This is a genomic window from Lysobacter daejeonensis GH1-9 (genome assembly GCF_000768355.1).
Taxonomy (GTDB): domain Bacteria; phylum Pseudomonadota; class Gammaproteobacteria; order Xanthomonadales; family Xanthomonadaceae; genus Aerolutibacter; species Aerolutibacter daejeonensis.
The window spans coordinates 74,729-100,974 of sequence record NZ_AVPU01000011.1 but is presented as its reverse complement, the minus strand read 5'-3'; the positions used below and the strand labels follow the sequence as shown (position 1 = coordinate 100,974).

Genomic DNA, 26,246 nt, shown 5'->3' with positions numbered 1-26,246 from the left:
CCCGCAGCCCGCCCCGCGCGAACGCGTGGTGAGCAGCAGCGCTGGCGAGGCGGCCACGCCAACCCCGCGCGCCACCCCGACGCCGACCGCCACCCCGTTGCCGCGCGGCCCGGAGAAGGTGGAACGCGACATGGCGATGGCGCGGTTGGCTGCGGAAATCCACCTGCGCTCGGAGCGCTACGCCAAGCGGCCCAAGCGCAAGTTCGTCTCGGCCAGCACCCAGGAATACGCCTGGGCGGGGTACCTGAGCGAATGGGTCAAGCGCGTCGAGCGCGTCGGCAACCTCAACTATCCCGACGAAGCGCGTCGCCGCCGGCTCTCCGGGCAGGTGGTGATCAGCGTGGCGATCCGCCGCAGCGGTACGGTCGAGCGGGCCGAGATCGTGCAGAGCAGCGGCGTGCCGTTGCTGGATGCCTCCGCGCTGCGCATCGCGCGGCTGGCCGAGCCCTATCCGCCGCTGCCGAAGACCGAGGAAGACCCCGACATCCTGCATGTCACCCGCACCTGGCTGTTCCTGCCGGGCGGCGAGCTGATCGACGACTGACCCTGCGGCAGGCACGGCAGCGCCGGGCCGGGAACGCCCCGCCAGTCCGGACACCGGTTGGCGCGGGCGACGAGCCCGTCACTTCCTGGCTTGGCGCAGTGCCTGCTGCTCGGCGATGGTCAGGGCGACGTTGTTGCGCAGATACGCCGGTTCGACCCGTTCCGGGGCTACCGCCTCGCCGCGGGCGCAGGCCAGCACCGCCAGTCGGGCGATGTCGCCGGCCCGTGGCAGCGCGGCCGCATCGACGCTGAGCAGACGCCCGGCCAGGCGCTGCCGCAGGGCACCGTCCACCGCCGCGAATCCGGTGCCGACGCCCTGCCAATCCGCAGCGCCACCCTCGAGTTCGAAGGCAGCCGGGTCACCGACCGCTTCGGCCGAACAGGCCACCGCATCGCCATCACGGCGCTCGAACGCGCCGGTGTAGACCTCGCCCATGCGCGCGTCGATCGCGGCCAACACCCGCGGCCCCGAGGCCTGCATCGCCAGAGCGGCAAGGGTCGAGATGGGGACGATGGGGCGGTCCAATGCCAACGCCACGCCCTGCGCGATCGCGATGGCGAGCCGTACGCCGGTGAACGCCCCGGGGCCGCGCCCCAGGGCGATGGCGTCGAGCTGGGTGCGGGCAAGTCCGGCGTCGGCCAGCAGCTCACCGGCCCACGGCAGCGCCAGTTCGGCATGGCGGCGTGGCGCGACCTCGAAGCGCTCGTGCACCTCGCCGTCCACCCACACCGCCACCGAGCAGGCTTCGGTGGCCAGTTCGAAGGCGAGCAGCTTCATGCGGGGGGTGCGGCTTCGCGCCGTGGTCTGAGGGGGCGATGGCAGGTGCCGGTCATGGCGGCATTCTACCTGCGCCCGCCGCCGGCCCGTTGCCAGCGCCGGCTACTCCGCCTCGAACAACGACGGTTCGGGCTGGGCGAAGAAGGCCGCCACGTCCTCGGCATTGCGGGTGCGCGGCAGCGGCGGCAGCGAGTCGAGGAACAGCCGGCCATAGCTGCGACCCAGGATGCGCGGGTCGCACAGCACCAGCACGCCGCGGTCGGTCTCGCTGCGGATCAGGCGGCCGGCACCCTGTTTGAGCGCGATCACCGCCTGCGGCAACTGCTCGTCGCGGAAGGGGTTGCCGCCGCGACGGCGTACCGCCTCCAGCCGCGCCTCGAACACCGGGTCGTCGGGCGCGCCAAACGGCAACTTGTCGATCACCACCACGCTGAGCGCATCGCCGGCGACGTCCACGCCCTCGCGAAAGCTGGCGGCACCCAGCAGCACACCATTGCCGGATTCGCGGAACCGCTCCAGCAGCACGCCGCGCGGCGCCTCGCCCTGCACGAACAACGGCCACGGGCCATCCCGCAGCAATTCGGCAACCTCGCGCAGTGCACGGTGCGAGGCGAAGAGGACGAAGGCGCGGCCATGCGACGCCTCCAGCACGGGCCGGATGGCCGCGACGACCGCCTCACTGTAGGTGCGCGCCATCGGGTCGGGCAGGCCCCGCGGCAGGTAGCACAGGGCCTGCCGTGGCCAGTCGAACGGGCTGGGTGCGAGCAACGTCGGCGTGCGCGACGCACTCAGGCCGAGCTTGATGGCGAAGTGCTCGAAGCGGCCGCCGATGGCCAGGGTGGCGGAAGTGAACACCCACGCGGCCTGTGACTGGGCGCGGTGCTTGGCCAGCGGCCCCGCCACGTCCAGCGGGGTGCGCGTCAGGCGGAAACCCTTGGCGGTGAGTTCGTACCAGCGGACGCTGTCGGCGTCGCTGTCGGCAGCGGAATCGATGTCGGCACCGGTGTTACTGGCGTCCGCATCGGCAGGCGCCGTGACGGCGCGTGCCGGCGACGAAGCGTCCAGGCCTTCGACCGCCCCGGAGGTCATGTCCGCGCCCGCGGGCAACCGGGCGTTCGCATCCACCACGCGCTCGGCATCGACGTCGGCAAAATCGGCGGCGAAGGGGTCGGCTTCGTCCTCCACGTCGGAGGCAAGCGCACGCCAGCGCTGCAGCCGCAGTTCGAACTCCTTGGCGCGCGCGGTGCAACTGTCCAGGCCCGGCGCACTCTCGCGCACGGGCAGCAACGCGGCGTGCAAAGTAGCCAGCGCGCGTTCCAGTGCTGCCAGCGCATCCTCGACCGCGGGCAACTCGGCCGCGCGACGGCGGGTGGCGCGCACCGGCAGGTCATCCATGGCGGCGCGCAGGCCGCGCACGGCATGCTCCAGCGCGCGTGCCGGCTCCTGCACTACGGCAAGGGTACCGGGGGAGGTTTTGCATTCGCTGACCGCATCACGCGCCAGTTCCACCAGCGGCCGCGCGCTCAGCGATTCACCGAAGAACTGCGCGGCGAGGTCGGGCAACTGGTGCGCCTCGTCCACGACAAAGGCCTGGGCGCCGGGCAGGATCTCGCCGAAACCCTCCTGCTTGAGCGCCAGGTCGGCGAGCAGCAGGTGGTGGTTGACCACCACGATGTCGGCCGCCTGCGCCCGCTGGCGCGCCTGCACGACGAAACATTCCGAGAAGAACGGGCATTCGCTGCCGAGGCAGTTTTCTGCAGTGCTGGTGACCATCGGCCACAGCAGCGAGTCCTCGGCGATACCGTCCATCTCGGCGAGGTCGCCCATGCGCGTGCGCCCGGCCCACGCCACGATGCGCTGGAACTGCGCGGCATGCTCCCGCGTGGCGAAGCGCCCTTCACCCTTGGCCTGCTGCAACCGGTAATGGCACAGGTAATTGGCTCGGCCCTTGAGCAGCGCGGTCTTGAGGCCCTTGCCCAGCGCGTCGCGCACCCGCGGCAGGTCACGGTGGTACAGCTGGTCCTGCAGGGCCCGGGTACCGGTGGAAATGATGGTCTTGTGACCCGACAGGATCGCGGGCACCAGATAAGCGAAGGTTTTGCCGGTTCCCGTGCCCGCCTCGGCCAGCAACACGCCGCGGCCTTCGAAGGCGTCTGCAATGGCCGCCGACAGATCCTGCTGCGCCGGGCGCGGCGCGAACGCGGGCAGCGCACGGGCGAGATCGCCGCCCTCGCTGAGGGCGGCGCGGCTGGCCACGCCCAATCGACTGCTGTTCATCGGTGCCGGGTCCCTGGCGCAGGGCGGGCGACACACGGCCGTCCCGCCCCTGTGATGCGATTACCGTACGTGTGCCTCATTGCCCTTCAACGGGTGCCTCCGGCACGCGCTTGGCGGGGTCGGGTTCCTCGCGGCGTTGGCCGATGCCGAACCAGTCGCGCCAGCCACCGCCGCTGTCTTCGCCTTGCGCGCCCTCCTCCGGCAGCTCGGGCTGCGGCGCAGGGCACGGAGCGTAGGCAGGCGCGAAGCCGGCGACGAAGGCGAAACGACGCGCACCCGCGCACCCGGCGTCGGTGGTGTTGGAATTGATTACCCACTGCCAGTCCAGACCCTTGTCGCCGACTTCCAGCGGTGCGGTGGGCAGGCGCGCAAACAGTGCCGACCACACCCGCATCGCCCCAGTGGCGCCGTACAGACCGGTGGTCTTGTTCTGGTCGTTGCCCACCCAGATCACCGCCAGGTGGTCACCGGTCCAGCCGGCGAACCAGCTGTCGCGACCGTCGTTGCTGGTGCCGGTCTTGCCCGCGGGCGACAGGCGGCCGAGACCGTCGTTCATCAGCTGCCGGCCCGTGCCGCTGGATACCGCCTGCTGCAGCGCGATGGTGATCAGGCGCGCGGCGATCGCGTCACCCTCCTGCGCCGGCGCGGGCGCCTTGTCGTAGCGGTTGAGCGCCTTGCCGTTGGCATCCAGCACGCCGCGCACGGCGTGCAGCGGCTGGATCTCGCCGCCGGAGGCCAGGAACTGGTACAGCTGCGCCATCGCGTACGGGCTCTGGTCCACCGCACCGAGGATCAGCGCGGGGTTGGGCTCGGCTTCGATGCCCGCGAGCGTGCGGATCAGGTCGGCGATGCGCTCGGGGGCCACCTGCATGCCCACGCGCACCATGGCCTGGTTGTAGGACTGCGCGAGCGCGTCGATCAGGCGCACGGAGCCGTGGCTGCGGCCATCCGAGTTGCCGGGGCTCCAGGTCTTGCCCTGCCCCAGGTTGACGGTCACCGGGGAGTCGTCGACCCAGCTGGCCAGCGAGAAGCGCTCCGGCTGAGCCAGCGCCAACAGGTACACAAACGGCTTGAGCAGCGAGCCCACGGGACGCTGCGCCTCGACCGCACGGTTGAAACCATGCTCGGAGAATTCGCGCGCGCCAACGACGGCCACCACTTCGCCGTTGTGCACGTCGGTCACCACCACGCCGGCCTCCAGCGTCGGGCGCGTGCGGTGGGCCAGGCTCTTCAGGGTGCGCGCCACGGCACCTTCGGCATTGGCCTGCGCCGACGGCGCCATGCCGCTCATCACGCTAAGACCGGCACCGGCCAGGGCGTCTTCGGGATAGTCGCGGGCGAGCTGGCGACGCACCAGGTCGACATAGGCCGGAAAGCGGTTGGCGGCGATCGCGCGCGGGTTGGTGGTTACGCCCAGCGGCGCCTTCAACGCCCGCTGGTATTCGGCATCGTCGATGAGTCCGGTTTCGTGGAACTCGCCCAAGGCGAAATTGCGCCGCTTGAGCGCGGCTTCCGGGTTGCGCCGCGGATCATAGGCCGAGGGGCCCTTGACGATACCCACCAGCAGCGCGATCTGTTCGGTGCTGAGGTCGCGCAGGTCGCGGCCGAACCAGAACTCGGCAGCCGCAGCCACGCCATGGATGGCCTGGCTACCGCGCTGGCCGAGGTAGACCTGGTTGAGATAGGCCTCGAGGATCGTGCGCTTGTCGTACCGTGCCTCGATCAGCAACGCGTAAAGGATTTCCTTGCCCTTGCGCTGCAGGGTCTGTTCGCGGCCGATGCCGAGCAGACCACTGCGCGCCAGCTGCTGGGTCAAGGTGCTGGCGCCCTGCTTGCTGCCGGTTGCCGTCTTGAACACGGCGCGCAACATGCCGCTGAAGTCGATGCCGATGTGGTGGTTGAAGTCGCGATCCTCCACCGCCTGCAGGCCCGTCACCAGCAGCTCCGGCACCTCGTCGATGCGGACCAGGCGGCGTTCTTCCTGCTTCTGGCCGTAAAGCGTGGCGATGCGCGCGGGGTCCAGGCGCGCGCGGCGCAGGGCCTTCTTGCTGGCCGCGTCGCGGACGCTGGCCACGCGCCCGCCGGACAGCACGACTTCCAGGCGACGCGCGGGGACGGCGCCATCCACGTCGTTGAAGCCGCGGCTGGAGATGCGCCAACGCCCGCCCTCGCGGCGGTAGCTGCCCTCGCGGGTGCCATCGCCCTCGCGGTACGCGGCGGCGTCCAGTTCCGTCTTCAGCGTGCTGGCGTCCAGGGCCAGGCCCGGGGCGAGCTCCAGCGGACGGGCGTAGACGCGCGTCGGGATCTGCCAGCGCAACTGGCCAAAGCGCTGGCCTACCTCATGGTTCAGGTACAGCGAATAGGGAATGAGGAAGCCCAGACCGAGACCGATGGCCGCCAAGGTCCACGTGACGATGCGGCGGCGCCACTGGGCGGATGCGGAATCGTCGAGGGTGTCGTCTTCGTCGTAATCGATCTGGGCCACGGCATGGGAGAATGGAGGGCGTCGCCCTGGTGGCGTCGAGTCTAACCCAGCCGCCCAGCCGCCCCCGCGGGGTGCGGCTGTCGCAGCAACCGTACGGTGGGAGTCCCTTCAGCATGCCGATGTCGCCGGCCGAACTCCGGTTCCTGTTCAACCGGGCAACGGGCCTGTTCCACCGCGGAGTGACCAGCCTGCGGACCCGGGGCCTGCGAGCGTCCTGGCACCGGGTGCTGAGGCAGTTCCAGCGGGTGCCGGTGTCGCAGCGGCCGTCGCTCTACATGCCGGCGCCCATGGCGTTTGCGCCCTTTGCCGTGCCGTCCGATGCCGCGCCCCGCGCAAGCCTCGTTATTCCGGTGTTCAACCAGTTCGAGCATACGCTGCGTTGCCTGCGTGCCCTGGCCGAGCATCCGCCGGCGGTGGCCATCGAGCTGATCGTGGTGGACGACGGCTCGTCCGACGAGACCTCGACATTGCTGCCGCAGGTGGAGGGACTGCGCTACCACCGACGCGCGACCAATGGCGGGTTCATTGCCGCCTGCAATGACGGCGCTGGATTGGCGCGCGGCGAGGTGCTGGTGTTCCTCAACAACGACACCGTGCCGCAGCCGGGCTGGCTGGAAGCGTTGCTGGGCACTTTCGGTACTCATCCCGACAGCGGGCTGGTTGGCGCGCAGTTGCTGTACCCCGATGGACGCCTCCAGGAGTCGGGGGCGGCTATCCGTGCCGATGGCTCGGCCGAAAAGTTGGGGCGGAACGAGGACACCGACGCACCTTTGCACGCCTTCGTCAAACGGGTTGACTACTGTTCTGGCGCGGCGGTCGCAATTCCCGCAACGTTGTTCCGAGAGTTGGGCGGTTTTGACACCCGCTACGCTCCTGCATTCTATGAGGACACCGATCTAGCCATGCAGGTGCGCCGCTCTGGGTGGCAGGTACGGATACAACCAGGCGCTCGCGTAGTGCACGTCGAGGGAGCCACCACCGGCGTGGACACGCGCACCGGCGTGAAGCAATACCAGGTCCGCAATCAAGCACTGTTCCGCGAGCGCTGGGACAAATCACTGTCGACACACCCGGATGCAGCGGCAACGCCGCCCAGCTTGACCGACCATCGCTACGCTGGAATGGTGCTGGTCATTGATGCATTGACGCCGCGGCCAGATCGAGATTCTGGCTCACTGCGCAGCGTCAACCTCATGCGCATGTTGCTGCAGGAGGGCAAGGGAGTGGTATTCGTGCCTGCCAACCTGTCGAGAGATGGCGACTACACTCGCGAACTGCAGCAACTCGGCGTGGAAGTCTGGTTTGCGCCATTTGTTGGCGGTTTTCCCGCTTGGCTGCGCGCGCACGGCCGCCGCTTTGAAACCGTCGTTGTCAGCCGCCACTATGTGCTCGGCGAGCTGTTGCCCCTGCTGGGCCGTTTCGCGCCACAGGCCAAGGTGGTATTCGACACGGTTGACCTGCACTACCTGCGCGAGCGCCGCGGCGCCCAGATGCGTGGCGACGCCGCTCTGCTCAGGGCGGCCGAGCGTACCCGCCGCAGCGAACTGGACCTGATCAACCGCAGCGACGTGACGCTGGTGGTGAGCGAAGCCGAGCGCGCGTTGTTGGCCGAAGAGGCGCCGCAGGCGCGCGTGGAGGTGCTTTCCAACCTGCACGAACTCAAGGACCCGGGATTGCCTTTCGACCAGCGCAAGGACGTGGTGTTCGTCGGCGGCTTCCGCCATCCCCCGAATGTCGATGCGGTGCAGTGGTTCGCGGATGAGGTCTGGCCGCGGTTGCATGCTGCCGAGCCCGACATGGTCTTCCACTGCATTGGCGACGATGTGCCGCCGGGAATCCAGGCGCTGGCCGGACGACCGGGCATCCGCGTGCATGGCCACGTGCCTGATATCGAGCCATACATGGCTGGAGCACGGGTTGCCGTGGCACCGCTGCGCTTTGGCGCGGGCGTGAAGGGCAAGGTCAATCTGAGCATGGCGCATGGCCAGCCAGTGGTGGCCACCTCATGTGCCGTCGAAGGCATGCACCTGCAAGACGGCGAAGACGTGCTCGTCGCCAACGCGCCTGAGGATTTCGTCGCGGCCGTTTTGCGGGCCTACCGCGACCCGGCCCTGTGGTCGCGGCTGGCGTCGAACGGCCGCGACAACGTGGCCAAGCACTTCTCGCTCGACGCAGGTCGCGCCGTGGTTCAGCGCCTGTTGCGGACTCAGGGCCCTGCCGCCGAGGCCTGACGCAACCGATCGGAAAGCTCCGTCGCGCCGGCCACGCCGGGGTCCAGCGTCGTCGCCGCATCGAGCGCGCGGCGGGCAGTCGCCAGCTCGCCGGCACCCAACCGCTCGTTGCCCACCGCGATCCAGCGCTGGGCCAGGCGCGTGCGCGCGGCCGACAGCCCCGCCCCGCCCGGCTCCAGCACACGACTGGCGTCCAGGCAGGCCGTGGCGGTAACCAGCCGGTTTTCGCGCATCGCGTTGTCGAAGCAACGCCGGGCGGCGGGCACCAACCTCGCCGATGCGGCCTTGACCCGGCGGTCGTTGGGAGCAATCGCGCGGGCCGCACGCACCTTGTCGAAAGCGCTGTCACCCGGCGGCAAAAGCAGGTTGCCGCGCGCCTCGGCGGCGGCGGCCTCCGCCAGCAACTGCTGCAGGCGACGCTGGCGCTGCGGGGTCAGCGCACCGGTTGCGAGTTGCGCCTGCGAGCGGCGCGCACGGGTGATGTGCGCGCGCGCCTCGGCGACATCGCCGTCGACACCCAGCACATCGGCGGCCACGGCCAGCGCGGTCTCCGCCTCGGCGAAGCGGAAGTCAGCCGCGAAACGCTCGCTGCGTTGCAGCAGTTGCACACCCACTTCACGGCGACCAGCGCGGGCGCCCTCGTCATCCGCCTGCACCGCCAGCACCCGGTCGAAACCGGTCAGGGCACGCGTCAGGCGATTGTTGCGCAGGTCGCGCTCCGCGCGCTCGCGGGTCGTTTCCAATGCCTGGTTCAAGGCACCCAGTGAGGCCGGCAGGTCCGCATGCGCCGGATCGAACTCGCGGGCTTCACGGATCAGAGTGGCAGCGGCCTCGAGTTCGCCGCGCGCCAGCCCGCGGCGCGCTTCGCCCAACATGTCGGCAATGACGTCATCCCGGCCTTCCAGCGCTTCGGTATTGCCCGGCTGCAGCTCCAGCACGGCGGCATAGTGCACCAGCGCCGAATCGGGCCCACCGTGCAGCCGCCCCGCCGACCGCGCTGCGCTGGCAGCCTGCAGACGCGGACCAATGCCGGCAGCGGCAACCTCGCGCTGGCGCAGCGCCTGCTCGGCCGCATCGATCCGCGCCCGGGGCAGGCCGAGGCTCCGCGCCAAAGCGATGTGGTCCCGTGCCGCGGGATACTCCCCCCCTCGAATCGCCGCATCCGCACGGGCCAGCGCGGCGGCACCCACCCGTGCCAGCCCTTCGCGCGCCGCTGGACGATCCGGGTCCAATGCCAATGCGGCTTCGAACAGTTCGCGTGCGCCGGTGCCATCCGGTGCGGTGAGCCGGCCTTGCGCGAGGGCCTGTTCGGCGCTTGAGCGCAGGGACTGGATGCGCGTTTCCGGCCACAGCCAGTCCGACAGGGGCTGCCGCAACACCAGCAAGGCCACCAGAAGCGCCGCCGCGAATGCCCCCCACTTCACCGCCGGCTGCGCAAGCCACCAACGATGGGGCGAGGTGCGCCACCGCGCGCGAGGATCAGCCACGCCGCGCATGCTCCACGCCCGGCAGCGCCGCCAGCTTGCCCAGTACCGTGGACAGCTGGCCATAGTCGCGGACGCGTAGCCGCAACAGCAGGCGCACGCGCGCGCCGTTGCGCTCGTGCTCACTGTTGATGCTGGTCACGTGCGCGTCCTCCTGCGCGATGACGTTGCTGACTTCCTTCAACAGCCATTTGCGATCCAGCGCCGCCACCTCGACATCCACCTCGTACTGGCTGCCCGCGCGTCCCCACTCCACCGGCAGCACGCGTTGCGGCTCCCGGCTGGCCAATCGCTGGAACGCGGCGCAGTCCGGGCGGTGCACGCTGACGCCGCGACCCCGGGTCAGGTAACCGGCAATCGGCTCGCCGGGCACCGGCTGGCAGCATCGGGCCAGCTGTACCAGCAAGTTGCCCACTCCCTCGACGGTGAAGTCGCTGCGGCTGGGAGCGGCCTTGCGACGGGACACCATCACCGTCGGCGCTGGCACCACGGGCTGCGCCAGCGCCCGCTCGTGCTCCAGCAAGACCCGGCCCACCTGATGCGGACCGAGGTCGCCCAGCGCCACCTGCACCAGCAAGTCGCTGTCGCTGGCGAGGTTGAAGCGCTCGCGGGCAGGCGCCAGGTCGGCGCCAAGCAGGCCGAGCCGGCGCAGCTCCTTGTCCAGCAGTTCGCGCCCGGCGTGCTCGTTGCGGGCCTTGTCGAGTTTGTGGAACCAGCTACGCACCTTCTCGCGTGAACGACCGCTGGCGAGGAAGCCGTTGGATGCGACCAGCCAGTCGCGCCGGGGTTCGGCCACCTTGCCCGTCAGTATTTCAACGCGATCACCGCTGCGCAGCACATGGTCCAGCGGCACGATGCGCCCATCCACCTTGGCACCCCGGCAACGGTGCCCCACTTCGGTGTGCACGTGGTAGGCGAAATCCAGCGGCGTGGCGCCCGATGGCAGGTCGATCACCTCGCCCTTGGGAGTGATGACGTAGACACGGTCCTCGACCAGCTCGGTATCGAGCGCGCCGGCCAACTGGGCATCGCCGTCGCGGCCGTTGTCGCCGGAGGCGTCCAGCAGGCGCCGCATCCACGCGATCTTGCGGTCGAACGCCGCATCGGCCGCCTGGCTGCCGGCCTCCTTGTACTTCCAGTGCGCGGCCACGCCCAGTTCGGCCTGCCGGTGCATGTCATAGGTGCGGATCTGCACCTCCAGTGTCTTGCCTTCCGGGCCGATGACCGCGGTGTGCAGCGAACGGTAGTCGTTGCTCTTGGGTCGCGCGACGTAATCGTCGAACTCGCTGGGAATCGGCGTCCAGGTGGCATGCACCACGCCCAGCGCGGCGTAACAGGCGGCCACGTCATCGACCATCACCCGCACCGCGCGCAGGTCGTAAAGCTCACCGATGGGCACGTCCTTGCGCTGCATCTTCTTCCAGATGCTGTAGATGTGCTTGGGCCGGCCCGCGATGTCGGCACGGATGCCCTGCGCGGCCATCGCCTCGCGCAGGGTGCCAATCACGTCCTCGATGTAGCGCTCGCGGTCGGTGCGTTTCTCGTCGAGCAGGCGCGCGATGCGCTGGTAGGTCTGCGGCTCGAGGTGGCGGAACGCGAGGTCCTCGAGTTCCCACTTGAGCTGCCAGATGCCCAGGCGGTTGGCCAACGGCGCATGGATGTCGCGGGTCAGCGCAGCCAGCGCGCGACGCTCGTCCTCGGGCAGGCGGTCGGCGGAACGCATGCGGGCCAGCTGCCGTGCCAGCAGGATCGACACCACCCGCAGGTCACGGACGATGGCCAGCAACAGGCGACGGAGGCCTTCGCTGCCACCGCCGCCACCCCGGGCGCGCTCGGCGTGGAGCGCGCGGACGTGGGCGGCGGCCGCCTGACCTTCCAGCAGGACGGCGATGGCCGGATAGGCGGCCTCGAAGCCCGGCCCCAGCGCGGCCAGCAGGCCTGGGTAGTTGCGCAGCAGCGCGGCCGCGACGGTATCGCTGTCCGCGTCCAGCTTGGCGAGCGCATCGAGCATCGTGGCCACGGTATCCACCGGATCCCGCGCATCGACCTCCGCCCCCGGTCGCGTTGCGGCGTCGCGCAGCGCAGCACGCAGCGCGGGCGCCAGTGCCGACGACGCACCGGAAGCGAGCAGCTGATCGAGGGTGAGGGGCACAGCGTTCATCGCGTCGCGGTTCAAACTTCAGTCTCCAGCTTGACTACACTAGCCCGCAACCGACCAGAGGAACAGCCGATGCCAGCGATCAACGCCTTGCGTGCACCCGCCCTTGTGTTTTCGGTGTTGGTCGGACTGGGCCTGGCTTGGCCGCTGGCCGGCCACGCGCAGGAAGCGGCGACCGCGTCGCGCATCGAACAGCAGATGACTCCGGAGCAATTCCGCGCCGCCGGCCTGGATCGGCTGACGCCGGAACAACTGGCGAACCTCAATGCCTGGCTTAACCGTACCTTGGTTGTGGAAACCCAGAAGGCCGCCGCGCAGGCCAAGCAGAAAGTCGAGGAAGATAGCCGCGGCTTCCTGAACTTTGGGTCCAGCGAGCCCATCCTCAGCCGTGTCTCCGGCGAATTTCGCGGTTTCGGCCAAGGCCGCCGTTACGTGCTGGCGAACGGACAGGAGTGGGAGCAGGTGGATGCGGCCACGCTGGCCGGCGTGCGTCTGGCCGAACCTGAGGTGAAGATCATTCCGAGCATGGTCGGCAACGCGTGGTACATGCAGGTGGGCAAGTACGGTACGCGTGCCAAGGTCCGTCGCATCAAGTAACTCCCCGATGGCCACTGGAACCCCTATGTCCCTGTATCGCTCCCTTGCCGCACTAGTGCTGGCCGTGCTTGCCACCGCATTGCCCGCACGCGCCCAGAGCACCTACGTGCCGGTGGAAACCCGCTTCAATGCCGAGCAGTTCCAGGCCGCGGGTTTGCATCGGCTCAGCCCGGAGGAACTCGCCACCCTCAACCGCCTCCTGCGCGACGACCAGGCCGCCGTCGTGCGCCGGGCCACCGCGCCGGACCGCGAGCAGGAACCTGTGCGCTCAAGCATTGCCGGCGAGTTCCGCGGCTGGAGCAGGGGCACCGTGTTCACCCTGGCCAACGGCGACAGCTGGCAGGTGACGGAGGGAAGCTACAGCGTGCGCCCGGTCAGCAACCCCAGTGTCACCATCCGCCCGGGTGTGATCAGCGGCTGGTACATGGAAGTGGACGGCCATCCAGTCAAGGCCAAGGTCCGCCGGTTGAAGTAGGCCACGGGCCGCGCTTACGCCACCAGTTGCGCCAGTCGCGTCGCCAGTTTCTTCGGCGACACCCCGCCCTTGGCCCCAAGTTCCTGCGCAAACAGGGACACGCGCAGTTCTTCCAGCTCCCAGCGCAGCGCTTGCCAACCCGGGTCGCCGGCGCGGCCCTGCGCCACGGCATGGGCCAGCGCATCGGCGAACGGTTTGAGCTCCAGCATGCGCGCCTGGTCGCGGGTGGGATCGCGCAGCGCGCGCTCGCCGCGCAGGGCGAGTGCCTTCAGATAACGTGGGTACTCGCGCAGTACCTCAGCCGGAACGTCGCGCAGGAAACCCGGTGGCGTCAGCGAGGCCAGGTGCGCGCGCATGTCGTCCAGGTTGCCACTAGCCCAGCCCATGAGCGGGGATTCCAGCTTGGTCCGCGCCTCAGCCACGGCGGAGAGGATGGCTTCCGCCTGGCGCAGACGCTCCATCGCTTCGGCGAACAGCTGCTTGCCGATGCGCTCGCGCAACGCGGCGAAGGCGGCCTCATCGCGGACGTCGCCCGCGCCCTCCGCCATCAGCGACGCCAGCGCGCCATCGACCAGGTCCATCCGCAGGCGGTCACCCTCGCGCTTGGCATCGCCCAGCGGCTTGCTGCCTGACGATTCGATCGCCGCGTACAACAGGCCGGTCTTGGGCGACACCGGCAGTTGCTTGCGCGCCTGCTTGACCTTGTCGGCAAGGGCAATCGACAACAGCCGGCGCACGCCCATCGGGTGCAGGCGGCGCGCCACGGCCTGTTCGGCATGCACGCGCAGCGACACGGTCTCGCCGTCGTCCTGCAGCGCCGGGTAGGCCGGCACGCCACCGGCGCCGGGCACCGATTCGGGGATCGGCGTCTCCGGGAACGCGGTCAGGCCCTGCTGCGCGAGTCCTTCGGCCGCGCGTGCGGCAAAGGCCGCCGCCGCCCGCTCGCCGAAGCGCTGGCGCAGGTCCGCCAGGTCGCGTGACTCCGCCAGCACCTTCCGGCCGTCCTGATCGAGCAGGCGCAGGTTGGCGTGCAGGTGCGGCTCCAGCGCGGCCTCGTCAAAGTCCAGCGCCGCCACCTCCGCACCGGTCAGGCGCTTCAGGAAACGGGCCATCGCGCCGGGCAGCGCATCGGCCTCGGGCGGCACGCCCTGCTTCCACTCCGCATGCGCCTCGTGGAAGGCCTTGGCGAAATCCGGTGCCGGCACGAAGTTGCGTCGCAGCGCCTTGGGCAGCGATTTGATCAGCGCGGTCGCCTTGTCGGCGACGAAGCCGGGGGCCAGCCATGACAATCGCGTGGGGTCGAGTGCGTTGAGCAGGTGCAGGGGCACCGCCACGGTCATGCCGTCGTCGGGCGCGCCGGGCTCGAAGCGGTAGGTGACGGCCAGCCGCGAGCCGCCCAGCGGCAGGTACGGCGGGAAGCGCGATGCCTCGCTTTCATCGCCCACCAGCAGGTCCGCGCGCGACCACTCCAGCGCCGCCTTCTCCGCCGGCGCCAGCTTGCCGTACCACGCGTCCAACGCCTGCGCGTTGTGCACGTGCGCCGGCAGCCGGTCCAGGTACCAGCGCACCATCCAGTCGTCATCGACCACCAGTCCGGTGCGGCGCTGCTTGGCTTCTTCCTCCTGCGCCTTGGCCAGCACGGCCAGGTTGCGCGGCAGGAACGCGCAGCGGGTGTTGATCTCGCCGGTCACCAGCGCATCGCGGGCGAAGATCTCGCGGCTCTCTTCCGGGTAGAGCGCGCCGTAGTGCACGGGCCGCTTGGGCGCCAGCACCAGCCCGAACAGGCTCACCTGTTCGCTTCCGACCACGCGCCCCTGGGAACGCGCCCAGCGCGGATCGTGGTGGCGGCGCGAGAGCAGGTGCGGCAGCTCCTGGATGGCCCAGTCCGGTTCGATCGCGGCGTTGGTCAACGACCACACGCGCTCGGTGTCGAGCAACGTGGCCGACAGCACCCACGGTGGCGGTTTGCGCGCCAGCGGCGACCCCGGGAACAACTGGAACTTGCGCCCGCGCGGACCGTCGTAGACCCCCTTGTCGCCGCGTTGGCCGATCTGCGTGGGCAAGCCGGCGATGAGCGCGCGATGCAGTGTGGCGTACCCGGCCAAGCTGAGTTGACCGTTATCGACGTCAACGTCTGTGGCGGCCAATCCCCGCACCGGCCAAGCCAGTTCCTCGCACATCAGCTTGAGCTGCCGGTGCAGCTCGCGCCACTCGCGCATGCGCAGGAAACCGAGGAAGTGCTTCTCGCACCAGGCGCGTAGCTTGGACTGGGTCAGTTCCTCGTGCGCGGCCTGGTAGGCATCCCACAACCTGAGGATGCCGACGAACTCCGAGCGCGGATCGGCAAACTCGGCATGCGCGTTGTCCGCCGCCGCACGCTGGTCGGCCGGCCGCTCGCGCGGGTCCTGGATGCCGAGGAAGGAGGTGATCGCCAGCATCTCTCGCAGGCAACCGTGGGCGTTGGCCGCGACCAGCATGCGCGACAGCTTCACGTCCACCGGCAGGCGCGCCATCAGCTTGCCGATGGGGGTGAGCTTACGCGCCTCGTCCACGGCGCCCAGCTCCGAAAGCTGCTGCCAGCCATCGGCGACCGCGCGCGCATCGGGCGGCTCGAGGAACGGGAAGTCCTCGATCCGGCCCAGCCCCAGCGACAGCATGCGCAGGATCACGCCGGCCAGCGCGGCGCGACGGATTTCCGGGTCGGTGAAGCGCGGACGCGAGGCAAAATCCGCTTCCGAGTACAGGCGGTAACAGGTGCCCTCGGCGATACGGCCGCAACGGCCCTTGCGCTGGTCCGCGCTGGCCTGGCTGATGTCCTCGACATGCAGGCGGTCCAGCTTGTTCCGCGGACTGTAGCGCTTTACCCGTGCCTGGCCCGGGTCGACCACGTAGCGGATGCGCGGCACGGTCAACGAGGTCTCGGCCACGTTGGTGGCGAGCACGATGCGCCGCTTCACGCCCGGATTGAACACCCGGTCCTGGTCGCGCACCGAAAGCCGCGCGTACAGCGGCAGCACTTCGGTCTCGCGGTACTTGCGCCGCTCCAGCGCCTGGTGCGCGTCGCGGATCTCGCGCTCGCCGGCCAGGAACACCAGCACGTCGCCGCGCGGATCCTCGCGGGTGATCTCGTCGCAGGCGGCCACGATGCCGTCGGTGACGGTCAGTGCGCCATCGTGCCCGTCATCGCCCCGGGTGCGCCTGCCCGCCTGGGCGCGGTTTCCAGCACCTGCAATTGCGGGCGCGGGAGTCGGACGGTCAGGGTGATCGGGCCGACCGCCACCTGATTCGCCCTCCAGCGGCCTGTAGCGCACCGACACCGGATAGCCACGGCCTTCGACGTTCACCACCGGCGCGCCGCCGAAGTGCGCGGCGAAGCGCTCGGTATCGATGGTGGCGGAGGTGACGATGACCTTCAGGTCGCGGCGCTTCTGCAGCAGTTGCTTCAGGTAACCCAACAGGAAATCGATGTTGAGGCTGCGCTCATGCGCTTCGTCGATCAGCAGCGTGTCGTAGCGCGACAACCAGCGATCGGACTGGATCTCGGCCAGCAGGATGCCGTCGGTCATGAACTTGACAGCAGTGGACTCGCCCACGTTCTCGTTGAAGCGCACCTGGTAACCGACCGCGCCGCCCAGTGGGACCTGCAGTTCCTCGGCCACGCGTCGCGCGACCGCGCGTGCGGCGATGCGGCGGGGCTGGGTGCAGCCGATCATGCCGGCTTGGCCACGCCCGGCCGCCAGACACAACTTCGGCAACTGCGTCGTCTTTCCCGAGCCGGTTTCGCCTGCGATGACCACCACGGGGTGTTCACGGATCAGCGCGACAATCCGCTCGGCCTCGCCGGCGATCGGCAGGCTGGGGTCGACCGGGGCGGTTGGCAGGGCGGCGGCACGCGACTCGCGCTGCGCCACCGACGCCGTCAGGGCCTGGACGAAAGCGTCGCGCGCCTTGGCATCCGCGGGCTTGCCGCTCCACCGCGACCAGAGCCCGTGCAGGCGCCCACGGTCACGGCTCAGCGCGCCATCGATGGCGTGCCGGGCCTGACGTAACGCGGCGCTAGCATTCGGGTCGATAGGATTCATTGATACAAACGAGAGAAAAGAAGCATTTCACTGCGCGAAGCCAAGCGCCTATTGTCACCGTATCCGCCCTGGAAAGGAGAACCGCGATGTCCAAGACCAAGACCAAACCGGACAAGTCCAAGACCACCCCCGCTGCCTCGCCGGCACCCGGCTCCAGCGCGCCGGCCATCGATATCGGGATCAGCGGGGGTGATCGCAAGAAGATCGCCGAGGGCCTGGCGGCCTTCCTGTCGGATGCGTTCACGTTGTATTTGAAGACCCACAACTTCCACTGGAACGTCACCGGGCCGATGTTCAACGCCCTGCACGTGATGTTCGAGACCCAGTACACCGAACAGTGGACCGCGCTGGATGACGTGGCCGAGCGCATCCGTGCGCTGGGCTTCAACGCGCCCGGCTCTTACCAAGAGTTCATCCGGCTGAGTTCGATCCCGGAAGAGCCGGGGCTGTCCGATGCCGCGGACTGGCGCGAGATGGTGCGCCAGCTGGTGGTGGGCAACGAGGCGGTGTGCCGCACGGCGCGCAAGGTGCTGAAGGGTGCCGACGATGCGGGCGATGATCCGACGGTGGACCTGATGACGCAGCGGCTGCAGACGCATGAGAAGTATGCGTGGATGCTGAGGTCGTTGTTGCAGTGATTGTTGGGAATGTTGGACGGAGGGCGGCGGTGGCCAGGTTGCCCCTCCCCTCCGTCCGCGCATCCTGCGCGGAGTCGGAGCCGCGGGCCGGTCCAGCCCGGCGCAGCGCGCCGGGCGTTCGAGCAGGCCACGCGGCAGTGCCGCGTAACCGGCCTGCTCTCACCCATGGCCCGCTTTCCGCAACCCGGCCACCCCCATCCTCCTGACCCAGCGCTGATGGGTGGGGGAGAGGAAGCCAAGTCCTCAGCTCCGCGAAGGCGCTCCCGGGCGGGCCGAGCGTGATTCCTACAGACTGAGTGGCAATTCACCGATAGCCGCGCTTGACCCGCTTGGTACCCTGTACGCATGACCGACGATCGTGCGCTGCAGACCCTCAACACCGTGTTTGGCTACCCCGCGTTCAGGGGGGAGCAGGGGGACATCGTGCGCCACGTGGCCGGGGGCGGCGATGCGCTGGTGCTGATGCCCACCGGTGGCGGCAAGTCGCTGTGCTACCAGATCCCTTCGCTGCTGCGCGAGGGCTGCGGGATCGTGGTGTCGCCGCTGATCGCGCTGATGCAGGACCAGGTGGAATCGCTGCGGCAGCTGGGCGTGCGGGCGGCGGTGCTCAATTCCACCCTGGATGCGGCCACGTCCGCCGAAGTGGAGCGCCAGTTGCTGGCCGGTGAACTGGACATGCTGTACGTGGCGCCGGAGCGTCTGCTCACGCCGCGCTGCCAGGCCTTGCTGGACCGCGCCCGGATCGCGCTGTTCGCCATCGACGAGGCGCATTGCGTGTCGCAATGGGGACACGACTTCCGCCCCGAGTACCGCCAGCTGACCGTGCTGCACGAGCGCTGGCCCGAGGTGCCGCGCATCGCGCTGACTGCCACCGCTGACGCCCCCACCCGCCGCGAGATCATCGAGCGGTTGGCACTGGAGGAGGCGCGGACCTTCGTCAGCTCCTTCGACCGGCCCAACATCCGCTACCGGGTGGTGACCAAGGACGACGGCCGCCGCCAGTTGCTGGACTTCCTGGCCGAACACCGCGGCGAAAGCGGGGTGATCTACGCCTTCTCGCGCAAGCGCGTGGAGCAGGTGGCCGATCAGCTGGTCATCGCCGGGATCAACGCCCTGCCCTACCACGCCGGCATGGACGCGACCACGCGCGCGGCCAACCAGCGCCGGTTCCTGCAGGAAGACGGCATCGTGATGGTGGCAACCATCGCCTTCGGCATGGGCATCGACAAGCCGGACGTGCGCTTCGTGGCCCACGTGGACCTGCCCAAATCGATCGAGGGCTACTACCAGGAGACCGGCCGTGCCGGCCGCGACGGTGGGCCGTCGGAGGCGTGGCTGTGCTACGGACTGGGCGACATGGTCAGCCTGCGCCAGCTGATCGTGCAGTCCGAGGCCAGCGAGGAGCGCAAGCGGCTGGAGTTGGGCAAGCTTGACGCGCTGCTGGGCTATTGCGAGTCCACCGCGTGCCGCCACCAGGCGCTGGTTGGCTGGTTCGGCGAGGCGCACCCGGGCCAGTGCGGCAACTGCGACAACTGCCTGAACCCGCCACAGAGCTGGGACGGCACCGAGGCCGCGCGCAAGGCGCTGTCGAGCGTGTATCGCACGGGCCAGCGCTTCGGCGTGGCACATCTGATCGACGTGCTGCGCGGCGAGGCGTCCGACAAGGTGCGCCAGCACGGCCACGACAGCCTCAGCGTGTTCGGCGTGGGCGCCGACATCGACGAACGCACCTGGCGAAGCGTGTTCCGCCAATTGGTGGCCCACGGCATCCTCGAAGCGGATGTGGAGCGCTTTGGCGCCCTGTGCTTCACCGCCGCCAGCGGCCCGGTGCTGAAGGGCGAGCGCGAAGTGCGCCTGCGCAGCGAGCCGCCGCGGCCCAACCGCCGCCGGCGCACCGGCGACGCGGTGGCCGCCTCGCTGGCCGACCTCGCCCCGGACACCCTCGCCCGATTCAACTCCCTGCGCGAATGGCGCGCGACCACCGCCCGCGAACAGAACGTGCCGGCCTACGTGATCTTCCACGACAGCACCCTGCGCGCGATTGCCGAAGCCGACCCGGGCGACCTGGATGAGTTGTCGACCATCGCCGGGGTGGGCAGCAGCAAGCTCGACCGCTACGGCGAGGCCGTGCTGCAGCAATTGTTCGACGCGGCCTGAGCCCGGCTTAAACCCCCGGGCGCCTGGGCGCATCCATGCTGGCATGCTGAATGCCATGAGCACCCAATCGACCGACACCACCCCGGCCCCTGCCGCGGTGGAGGACGACCGCCCGCTGGTCGAAGCAGCGGCGCGTGGCGAGACCGGCGCCTTCGAAGCCCTGTACCGGCGCCACGTCAGCCGGGTGCATGGCGTGATCATCCGGCTGGTCGGCGGCCACGGGGCACGTGCAGACGACCTGACCCAGGAGGCCTTCGTCCGCGCCTGGCAGGCCCTGCCCGCCTTCCGCTTCGAGGCTGCCTTCACCACCTGGCTGCACCGCCTGGCGGTCAACACCGCGCTGATGGAGCTGCGCAGCCGCCGCACCCGCCCGCTCGAGGACGATGACGAGGAGGCCCTGGACACCTTTGGCCACCCCGACTCGGCCGGCCACGTGACCGCGCTGTCGATGGACCTCGGCCGCGCGGTAGCCAGCCTGCCGCCGCGCGCCCGCGCGGTGCTGGTGCTGTACGACATCGAAGGCTGGAAACACGAGGAAATCGCCGCCGAGCTGGGCATGGCCGTCGGCAGCTCCAAGGCCCAGCTGCACCGCGCGCGCGGTTTGCTCCGCGCGCGTTTGGGAGAACCTGCATGAACCACGACACCCACAACGACACCCACGACCTTCCCGATGCACTGCGCTGGCAACTCCGTGGCCTGCGCCAGGACGAAGCGCCCGCCGCCGACCTGTGGCCCGGGATCGCCCAGCGGCTGACGCCGCACGCCCGCGCCGCCTTCCCCGCGCCCTCGGGCGTGCGGCCCCCTGCTGCCATGGCGGCGTGGCGCTGGCGCATGCCGGTCGCGCTGGCCGCCAGCGTACTGGTGGCGGTTGGCACGCTGGGCCTGCTGCGCTACGGCGGCCCATCGCCGGGGCAATCCTCATCGTTCTCCGACGACGCCGGTTTTGCCGCGGTCACCGACAGCGCGTTTTCCTCCGACACCGCACATGCGACGAACAACGCGCTCATCACCGCCGACACCCCGCTCGCGCTGGCCGAAGCCCAGGCACTGCGCCTGCAGTACGAAGGCGCCATCCGCGAACTGGAAACCCGCCCCAGCGCCGCCGCGGCCAACCCCACCCTGCGCACCCTGGACAACAGCGCCGAACTGATTCTCGCTGCCCTACGCCAGACCCCCGATTCCACGCGGCTGCTGGAGCAGTTGCGCCGCACCTACCAACGCCGCCTCGACCTGATGCGGCTCCCGCTTGCCTGACGGAGGAACCTCCCATGTCCCGCCTTGCCCTCACCACCCTCGCCCTGGCCGTGTCGCTGACCCTGCCCGCGCTGGCCGCCACCCCCATCAACGAAACCCGCCCGCTCTCACCCACCGGCGAGGTCGAGATCGAGAACCTCAAGGGCCGCATCGACGTGCGCGTCTGGGACCGCCCTGAAGTGAAGATCGAAGGCAGCCTGGGCGATGGTGTCGAACGCCTGGCCATCGAAGGCAACCGCAACAGGTTGGCCGTGCGCGTGAAGTACCCCAAGCGCTACGGCATGAGCGGCGACCGCAGCGAGCCCACCACGCTGCGCCTGACCGTGCCGCGCCGTGCCAGCCTCGACATCGACGCGGTTTCAGCCGACGTCGACGTGCAGGGCACCGCCGCCGCCAAGCTCTCGGTGGATGCAGTGAGCGGTGACGTGATCGTGGTCGGTGCGCCGCAGAAGGCCGGCATCAACACCGTCAGCGGCAACCAACACCTGACCATCAACAGCAACGACGCGTCGGTCGACACGGTGAGCGGCGACGTCAACCTGCGCGGCCGCTTCGCGGGCGAAGTGGAGTTCAACAGCGTGTCCGGCGACATCGCCATCACCAACAACCGCGAGAACCCGGTGCGCAAGCTGAGTGGTTCCTCGGTGTCCGGCGACCTGATCGTCAACACCGCACTGGCACGCGGTGGCGAGATCGCAATGGACACGGTGAGCGGCGAGGTGAAGCTCAGCCTGCCGCGCGACCTGTCGGCCACGGTTACTGGCGAAAGCTTCAGCGGCGACCTGCGCGCGACCGGCGCCCAGGTGCAACGACCCAAGCACGGGCCGGGCGCCAGTTTCACCCAGCGCTATGGCGCAGGCGAAGGCCGCATCAACGTGGAGAGCTTCTCGGGCGATGCCACGGTGATCGTGGAGTGAGGAGGGATGGTGGTCGTGATGCCCGTGAATAATCGGCCGAAAGCCTTATACAGCGGACATTCCTTCCCGTGCGTTGAGTTTTCTACTCACCTTTCTACTCACGCAATCGCACCCCTTGGGGTAGAGGCTCACGGGGAATCTTCGTCCGGCTGATCGGGAGTCTCGACCGATTCCGCCGTGGAGTCGTCGCTCGGCGGGTCCATGAACATGCTGATCTGGCGCTTGGACTCCGGAAGTGCCAGGTCAGCGATCCCGTGCACCTCCATGCCTGCTCGCGCCGCCCGCTTCCGCAGGTTTTCGTCGTCCGACAGGATCATCTTCGCTCCCGCCACGCGCGCTATGGCGAGGATCTGGAGGTCGAAGCTGACCTCCTTCTTGGTCTCACCCCTAGCCTTCTTGGTGAGACTAGTGCGACGCAGCGCGGCGTTCTCGACGGCCGCGGCCTGATCGAACGGCAGCACCTGGACGGACTTCTTGTTCGCCAGCGCCGCCAGCACCTCAATCTGCCGGTCCCCTGCGCGAATCAGCAGCTCAGAGAGAACCGGAGTCGGGACGATCAACTGCACCCCAGACTTGTCGAGGTCTTCAAGGAGCCCCTCGATGCGCTCTTGGCAATGGGCGACATGCTTTCCAGTGGCTGGGTCGGTCGGAGCCGGTGCGTTCGGGGCGACGAGATAAACCAGAACGCTGGTATCGAGAACGACCTTCATGCAGCGCCTCAGCCTCGAATCTTCTTTGCGTCCCCGACGGGGTCCGACCCCATGTCGACGCCCGCGAATGCCTGTCGAAGTGCCTGCACCACCTGCGAGGGCGAGACGCTCTGGAGTTCTTCAACCCCATCGACTCGGAAGGCCTTCATCTCCCAGGTCCCATCGGGGTGCCGGAGCATACGTGCCGTACCGGTCAACTCAACCACGTCCTTCCACAGATGCTTGGTCAATTGGCCCGCGAGATCTGCGTCACGGAACTCGCCACGCACCTCCCGGCCAGTCCCGTACTCCGCGATGCGCACGTGCTTCGTCGCGTCCTTGCCTTCGAGGCCGATCACCTGCCCGCGAATCGCATGGCGTTGTATGACCGGCCCCACTACTGGGCCGGTGGCGCGAACATAGCCGTGCAGGAATAGGAGCTTTGTCCGGCCAGCAGTAACTTCGGCGGTGACATTGTCTGCCGTCACCATCTCTTCCAGATCAGCAACGACCTTGCGCAAGGTCGCCGGGGCACGCGCGGGGTTCTTTGCGACAGTCAGTCGTTCGACGAACTTAGGGTAATGGTCGCGCTCAACTGCGAGCTCGACCTTCACGCTCCCCGGCGTGAGCTTCTTGACCCGCACCTTACCTGGGCTGCTGACCAAATCACCGAGCGCACTGAGGTACTGCGCCAACCGTTCGATCGTGAAATCGTCCGGGCGCTTGCCGTTCAGTTTGAAGGTGACGGTACGGTCATCGCTCATCGGTGTAGGTCCAGCACGCACCCCATTCGACCCGGGGGCAGTGTAAAGATTCCCCTAGCGACCCGCCACCGGACGTGAATCCCGGGGAGTCCGCTTCAGTCTCAGCCCTTCGTGCGCCGCTGGAACAGGCCCACAGGATCGCGATAGAGCTGCCAATGGGTCCAACACCCATGGATGACCATCGCACTCCCCATCGCAAGCATGAGCACCGCGAACCAACGGAACTGGTACAGCGCTGGCGCGGCAATGCTCCCCGCCCCATGCATGAGCTTCGCCAAGAGGTAGGCGAACATCGCCCCCAACAATGCGGCTCCAACGCCTCCCCACAGCGCGCGATCCGCCTTGCGTCCTTCTTTCGCGCACCAGTTCTCGAAGCTTTGCATGCCGTCTCTCCCATGGTTGGTGGTTGGAGGCTGGCCCGAGTCGATCTCACCGGCCGCGACGCGTCCTCCATGGCCCACACACCCGAGCAGCGCGCTGCAGGTGAGACTGCGAAAGTGACGCACACCGGGAACGCGGCCTCAGACCAGCTCGAAACCCAGCAGGAGCGGGGGATGCTCGACCACGAGGGCGTCCAGCTGAGACAGTGACGCGCTGATCGCGCGCAATGTCATGGGCTAACCCACCACTTTTCGACCCCGGTTGGCCCCTCGACATTTGGCGGCGCTCGACTAGCATCACCTCCAAGCAACGCGACGGCCCGCATGGCCGACACACCCACAAACACTCGTTGCCACACCCGCGCCCGCCAGGCGCACGCGTCCGCGTCGAACACCAGAGCCGACGCCACCCACTGACCGTCCACCTTGGACGCACGGCCGACGTGCGGTGCTGCGCGCATGCCCTCAGCGGCCCGTGCTTGCCCGCCCGGCTTCCACACCATCCACCATGACCAAGCCACCCCGAGGCATACCCACCTCGCACGGCCACGTTGGCGCACGTTCGCGCCCGGAGACGTCACCCCATGGTTCAAATCGTTCCCTTTCGGGACTCCCCATCACTGCATCCGCAGCGCCTGGCAGGGCCACCTGACCAGTCGAGGGGACCGGCACTCAACCCGTGTTGATGCCGGCCAGCGCGATTGAACCGCCCCCAGTGACCATCCGTCATCAATGAACTTGATTGGGGCCATGGCGGCCTGTGGGGGCTATTCAGTCGGCTGGTCGGCAACTCAACCGGGAGCGTCATGAGCAAGAAGAGCAACGCCCGTTCCGCCGCGCGCGGGGCCGCCAAGGCCGCCGGGGGCGCGCACCTCACGTGCGAAGCCCGCATGGGCACCGTCGGTCGCCTCATGGATCACCTGCACGCGAATGGCTACCAGGTGGCCGGCGTCGAGAGCCTGGGCGAGCGGCACATCGCCCTGTACTTCCAGACGCGCTTGGCCGCTGGCCGCAGCAAGCGCACGCTGCAGAACGAAGCGGCACACATCCGCGGCGCCATGCGGGCCGTGGGCCGTGCACAGGCAGCCGACTCCGCCTCAATCAGCAACCGGGCACTGGGCCTCGCCGGCGCGAGCCGCCTGGGCACCAAGAAGCCGGCGACGGACGCGCAGTACCGAGCCGCCAGCTCCGCGGCGAGGGAGATCGACCCCGGCATCGCCGCCTGCGTCGCCCTGGGCCGGACGCTGGGTCTGCGCGCAAAGGAGGCCGTCTGCAGTGGTCCGTCGCTGCGCTCGTGGGAGGCGCAGTTGCTGGCCGGAGCGCGGATCACCGTCGTGTATGGCACCAAGAACGGACGGCTCCGGGACTCCGCGCCCGCCGACCGCGAAGCGGCCCTGGCCGCGGTTCGATTCGCCAGGAGCGTGGCCAGGGCCCGGCGGGGCTACTTGCTCCCCGGCACGCTCAAGCAAGCGCTCAACCGTTACCGCAACGAGTTGCACCGCAAGATCACGCCAGCGGCAGGCATCCAGAGCCACGCCCTGCGCTACGCCTACACCCACGACCGGATCGGTGCGTACATGGCGGCCGGTCTGAGCCAGCGCGAGGCTCGCGCGGCGGCATCGATGGACCTCGGGCACGGCAGCGGCCGAGGCCGCTACGTGGGCAGCGTGTACGGCCAACTGGCCACCCACTGGGAATAATTCGCCCCCCCGACATCGCCAACGGCTATACCCTCCGGCCAGCAGGCCTGTCACGAGGGAGCGTGGTCATGTGGCTGTGTGAGGGGACGTACGACATCGATTGGGACGCGGTCTCGGCCGTCGGCACCATGCTGGCCGTCGTCGTGGCGCTGTGGTTCTCCCTCGCGGATCAGCGAGATCGTCGGAGGCGGGATCGGACCCAGAGCAAGATCGTAGCCACGCGCATCCGCGATGAACTCGCCGACCTCAAGGCGTCACTGACGAGCATCCTTGCCGAGTTCCAGGACCACGAGCGGCAGAATGACTTCTTCGACGCGATGGTGGCCGCAGACCCCGCATTACGCGTCCGGCTCGTGGGTGATGTCTCGCGCCTTGCGACACCGATCATCGATGGTGCATCTGACCGCATGCACGTGCTTCCGCTGGCCGCCGCAACAGCGGTGCTCCATCTGGTCGCCGAGATTGGGCGCCTCCGTCGAGCGTCCCGGTCGGTGAGCGAGCTTGTCGGCAACGGCCCCGATGGCGCCATGGATAAGGCTGCCCTTCTGAGGGAAGCACTGCATGCCGCAAGGAAGGCCACCGACGAAGCTGATACAGCGTGCCAGCGCGTGCTGGCGAATTGAGCCCTCGCGGAGAT

The 26,246-nt window shown here is 69.0% G+C and carries 19 protein-coding genes and 1 pseudogene; 11 read left to right on the top strand and 9 right to left on the bottom strand.

Annotated elements, in window-relative coordinates; all coding sequences use genetic code 11:
• On the top strand, positions 1 to 544 hold a 544-nt coding region (locus N800_RS08150; protein WP_036136821.1), incomplete at its 5' end, for an energy transducer TonB.
• 78 nt (positions 545 to 622) lie between these two features.
• Here the strand turns inward: N800_RS08150 and tsaB are convergent.
• From tsaB to mrcB, 3 genes and pseudogenes are all read right to left on the bottom strand, one after another.
• Positions 623 to 1,321, bottom strand: coding sequence for a tRNA (adenosine(37)-N6)-threonylcarbamoyltransferase complex dimerization subunit type 1 TsaB (tsaB, locus tag N800_RS08145; RefSeq protein WP_036136820.1), 699 nt, complete (start codon positions 1,319 to 1,321; stop codon positions 623 to 625).
• A 138-nt stretch (positions 1,322 to 1,459) separates the two neighbouring features.
• Positions 1,460 to 3,598: pseudogene (locus tag N800_RS16585) on the bottom strand (ATP-dependent DNA helicase); the annotation flags it as partial.
• 76 nt (positions 3,599 to 3,674) lie between these two features.
• The gene (gene mrcB / locus N800_RS08135) at positions 3,675 to 6,083 is read right to left on the bottom strand and encodes a penicillin-binding protein 1B (RefSeq protein WP_156962917.1); all 2,409 of its coding nucleotides are present in this window, start codon (positions 6,081 to 6,083) and stop codon (positions 3,675 to 3,677) included.
• Positions 6,084 to 6,196: 113 nt separating this feature from the next.
• Between mrcB and N800_RS08130 the strand changes: the two genes are divergently transcribed.
• Positions 6,197 to 8,314, top strand: coding sequence for a glycosyltransferase (locus N800_RS08130; RefSeq protein WP_036136817.1), 2,118 nt, complete (start codon positions 6,197 to 6,199; stop codon positions 8,312 to 8,314).
• Here the strand turns inward: N800_RS08130 and N800_RS08125 are convergent.
• Both N800_RS08125 and N800_RS08120 read right to left on the bottom strand, forming a co-directional pair.
• Complete coding sequence (locus N800_RS08125) at positions 8,290 to 9,801, bottom strand: hypothetical protein (RefSeq protein WP_156962916.1); 1,512 nt, start codon at positions 9,799 to 9,801, stop codon at positions 8,290 to 8,292. The genes N800_RS08130 and N800_RS08125 overlap by 25 nt on opposite strands.
• Complete coding sequence (locus N800_RS08120; protein WP_036136816.1) at positions 9,794 to 11,959, bottom strand: bifunctional (p)ppGpp synthetase/guanosine-3',5'-bis(diphosphate) 3'-pyrophosphohydrolase; 2,166 nt, start codon at positions 11,957 to 11,959, stop codon at positions 9,794 to 9,796. The genes N800_RS08125 and N800_RS08120 overlap by 8 nt, the downstream gene beginning before the upstream one ends.
• Before the next feature lie 69 nt (positions 11,960 to 12,028).
• Between N800_RS08120 and N800_RS08115 the strand changes: the two genes are divergently transcribed.
• Both N800_RS08115 and N800_RS08110 read left to right on the top strand, forming a co-directional pair.
• The gene (locus tag N800_RS08115; protein ID WP_036136814.1) at positions 12,029 to 12,553 is read left to right on the top strand and encodes a hypothetical protein; all 525 of its coding nucleotides are present in this window, start codon (positions 12,029 to 12,031) and stop codon (positions 12,551 to 12,553) included.
• Positions 12,554 to 12,578: 25 nt separating this feature from the next.
• Entirely contained in the window at positions 12,579 to 13,028 is a 450-nt protein-coding gene (locus tag N800_RS08110; protein ID WP_036136813.1) for a hypothetical protein, read from the top strand.
• 14 nt (positions 13,029 to 13,042) lie between these two features.
• On the opposite strand, the gene hrpA is transcribed toward N800_RS08110, so the two are convergent.
• Complete coding sequence (hrpA, locus tag N800_RS16080) at positions 13,043 to 17,110, bottom strand: ATP-dependent RNA helicase HrpA (RefSeq protein WP_052108052.1); 4,068 nt, start codon at positions 17,108 to 17,110, stop codon at positions 13,043 to 13,045.
• Between the two features lie 86 nt (positions 17,111 to 17,196).
• On the opposite strand from hrpA, the gene N800_RS08100 reads away from it, so the two are divergent.
• The 5 genes from N800_RS08100 to N800_RS08080 all read left to right on the top strand — a co-directional run bounded on the left by N800_RS08100 (position 17,197) and on the right by N800_RS08080 (position 22,076).
• Complete coding sequence (locus tag N800_RS08100; protein WP_036136812.1) at positions 17,197 to 17,748, top strand: Dps family protein; 552 nt, start codon at positions 17,197 to 17,199, stop codon at positions 17,746 to 17,748.
• Between the two features lie 345 nt (positions 17,749 to 18,093).
• Complete coding sequence (gene recQ / locus N800_RS08095; RefSeq protein WP_036136811.1) at positions 18,094 to 19,905, top strand: DNA helicase RecQ; 1,812 nt, start codon at positions 18,094 to 18,096, stop codon at positions 19,903 to 19,905.
• A 55-nt stretch (positions 19,906 to 19,960) separates the two neighbouring features.
• Positions 19,961 to 20,539, top strand: coding sequence for an RNA polymerase sigma factor (locus tag N800_RS08090; protein ID WP_036136842.1), 579 nt, complete (start codon positions 19,961 to 19,963; stop codon positions 20,537 to 20,539).
• The gene (locus N800_RS15305) at positions 20,536 to 21,159 is read left to right on the top strand and encodes an anti-sigma factor (protein WP_052108051.1); all 624 of its coding nucleotides are present in this window, start codon (positions 20,536 to 20,538) and stop codon (positions 21,157 to 21,159) included. The genes N800_RS08090 and N800_RS15305 overlap by 4 nt, the downstream gene beginning before the upstream one ends.
• A gap of 14 nt (positions 21,160 to 21,173) precedes the next feature.
• Positions 21,174 to 22,076 carry a DUF4097 family beta strand repeat-containing protein gene (locus tag N800_RS08080; RefSeq protein ID WP_036136810.1) on the top strand — a complete coding sequence of 301 codons (903 nt, stop codon included), beginning with the start codon at positions 21,174 to 21,176 and terminating at the stop codon, positions 22,074 to 22,076.
• A gap of 128 nt (positions 22,077 to 22,204) precedes the next feature.
• On the opposite strand, the gene N800_RS08075 is transcribed toward N800_RS08080, so the two are convergent.
• The 3 genes from N800_RS08075 to N800_RS08065 form a co-directional block, all read right to left on the bottom strand.
• Complete coding sequence (locus N800_RS08075; RefSeq protein WP_036136809.1) at positions 22,205 to 22,786, bottom strand: type II toxin-antitoxin system VapC family toxin; 582 nt, start codon at positions 22,784 to 22,786, stop codon at positions 22,205 to 22,207.
• Positions 22,787 to 22,794: 8 nt separating this feature from the next.
• Complete coding sequence (locus tag N800_RS08070) at positions 22,795 to 23,529, bottom strand: hypothetical protein (protein WP_036136808.1); 735 nt, start codon at positions 23,527 to 23,529, stop codon at positions 22,795 to 22,797.
• A gap of 101 nt (positions 23,530 to 23,630) precedes the next feature.
• Positions 23,631 to 23,912: a hypothetical protein gene (locus N800_RS08065; protein ID WP_036136807.1), complete on the bottom strand. Its 282-nt coding sequence runs from the start codon at positions 23,910 to 23,912 to the stop codon at positions 23,631 to 23,633.
• An 803-nt stretch (positions 23,913 to 24,715) separates the two neighbouring features.
• Here N800_RS08065 and N800_RS08055 point away from each other — a divergent pair.
• Together N800_RS08055 and N800_RS08050 are read left to right on the top strand one after the other, a co-directional pair.
• Entirely contained in the window at positions 24,716 to 25,609 is an 894-nt protein-coding gene (locus N800_RS08055) for an integrase domain-containing protein (protein WP_036136804.1), read from the top strand.
• 68 nt (positions 25,610 to 25,677) lie between these two features.
• On the top strand, positions 25,678 to 26,232 hold the full coding sequence (locus tag N800_RS08050) for a hypothetical protein (RefSeq protein WP_156962915.1): 555 nt from the start codon (positions 25,678 to 25,680) through the stop codon (positions 26,230 to 26,232).
• The last annotated feature ends 14 nt before the right edge of the window (positions 26,233 to 26,246 follow it).

What these genes read in the sequence shown, in the direction of transcription:
- tsaB (WP_036136820.1), bottom strand. Translation starts at nt 1,321, where the DNA reads ATGAAGCTGCTCGCCTTCGAACTGGCCACCGAAGCCTGCTCGGTGGCG.
- N800_RS08130 (WP_036136817.1), top strand. Translation starts at nt 6,197, where the DNA reads ATGCCGATGTCGCCGGCCGAACTCCGGTTCCTGTTCAACCGGGCAACG.
- N800_RS08120 (WP_036136816.1), bottom strand. Translation starts at nt 11,959, where the DNA reads ATGAACGCTGTGCCCCTCACCCTCGATCAGCTGCTCGCTTCCGGTGCG.
- N800_RS08115 (WP_036136814.1), top strand. Translation starts at nt 12,029, where the DNA reads ATGCCAGCGATCAACGCCTTGCGTGCACCCGCCCTTGTGTTTTCGGTG.
- N800_RS08110 (WP_036136813.1), top strand. Translation starts at nt 12,579, where the DNA reads ATGTCCCTGTATCGCTCCCTTGCCGCACTAGTGCTGGCCGTGCTTGCC.
- hrpA (WP_052108052.1), bottom strand. Translation starts at nt 17,110, where the DNA reads ATGAATCCTATCGACCCGAATGCTAGCGCCGCGTTACGTCAGGCCCGG.
- N800_RS08100 (WP_036136812.1), top strand. Translation starts at nt 17,197, where the DNA reads ATGTCCAAGACCAAGACCAAACCGGACAAGTCCAAGACCACCCCCGCT.
- recQ (WP_036136811.1), top strand. Translation starts at nt 18,094, where the DNA reads ATGACCGACGATCGTGCGCTGCAGACCCTCAACACCGTGTTTGGCTAC.
- N800_RS08090 (WP_036136842.1), top strand. Translation starts at nt 19,961, where the DNA reads ATGAGCACCCAATCGACCGACACCACCCCGGCCCCTGCCGCGGTGGAG.
- N800_RS15305 (WP_052108051.1), top strand. Translation starts at nt 20,536, where the DNA reads ATGAACCACGACACCCACAACGACACCCACGACCTTCCCGATGCACTG.
- N800_RS08080 (WP_036136810.1), top strand. Translation starts at nt 21,174, where the DNA reads ATGTCCCGCCTTGCCCTCACCACCCTCGCCCTGGCCGTGTCGCTGACC.
- N800_RS08075 (WP_036136809.1), bottom strand. Translation starts at nt 22,786, where the DNA reads ATGAAGGTCGTTCTCGATACCAGCGTTCTGGTTTATCTCGTCGCCCCG.
- N800_RS08070 (WP_036136808.1), bottom strand. Translation starts at nt 23,529, where the DNA reads ATGAGCGATGACCGTACCGTCACCTTCAAACTGAACGGCAAGCGCCCG.
- N800_RS08065 (WP_036136807.1), bottom strand. Translation starts at nt 23,912, where the DNA reads ATGCAAAGCTTCGAGAACTGGTGCGCGAAAGAAGGACGCAAGGCGGAT.
- N800_RS08055 (WP_036136804.1), top strand. Translation starts at nt 24,716, where the DNA reads ATGAGCAAGAAGAGCAACGCCCGTTCCGCCGCGCGCGGGGCCGCCAAG.
- N800_RS08050 (WP_156962915.1), top strand. Translation starts at nt 25,678, where the DNA reads ATGTGGCTGTGTGAGGGGACGTACGACATCGATTGGGACGCGGTCTCG.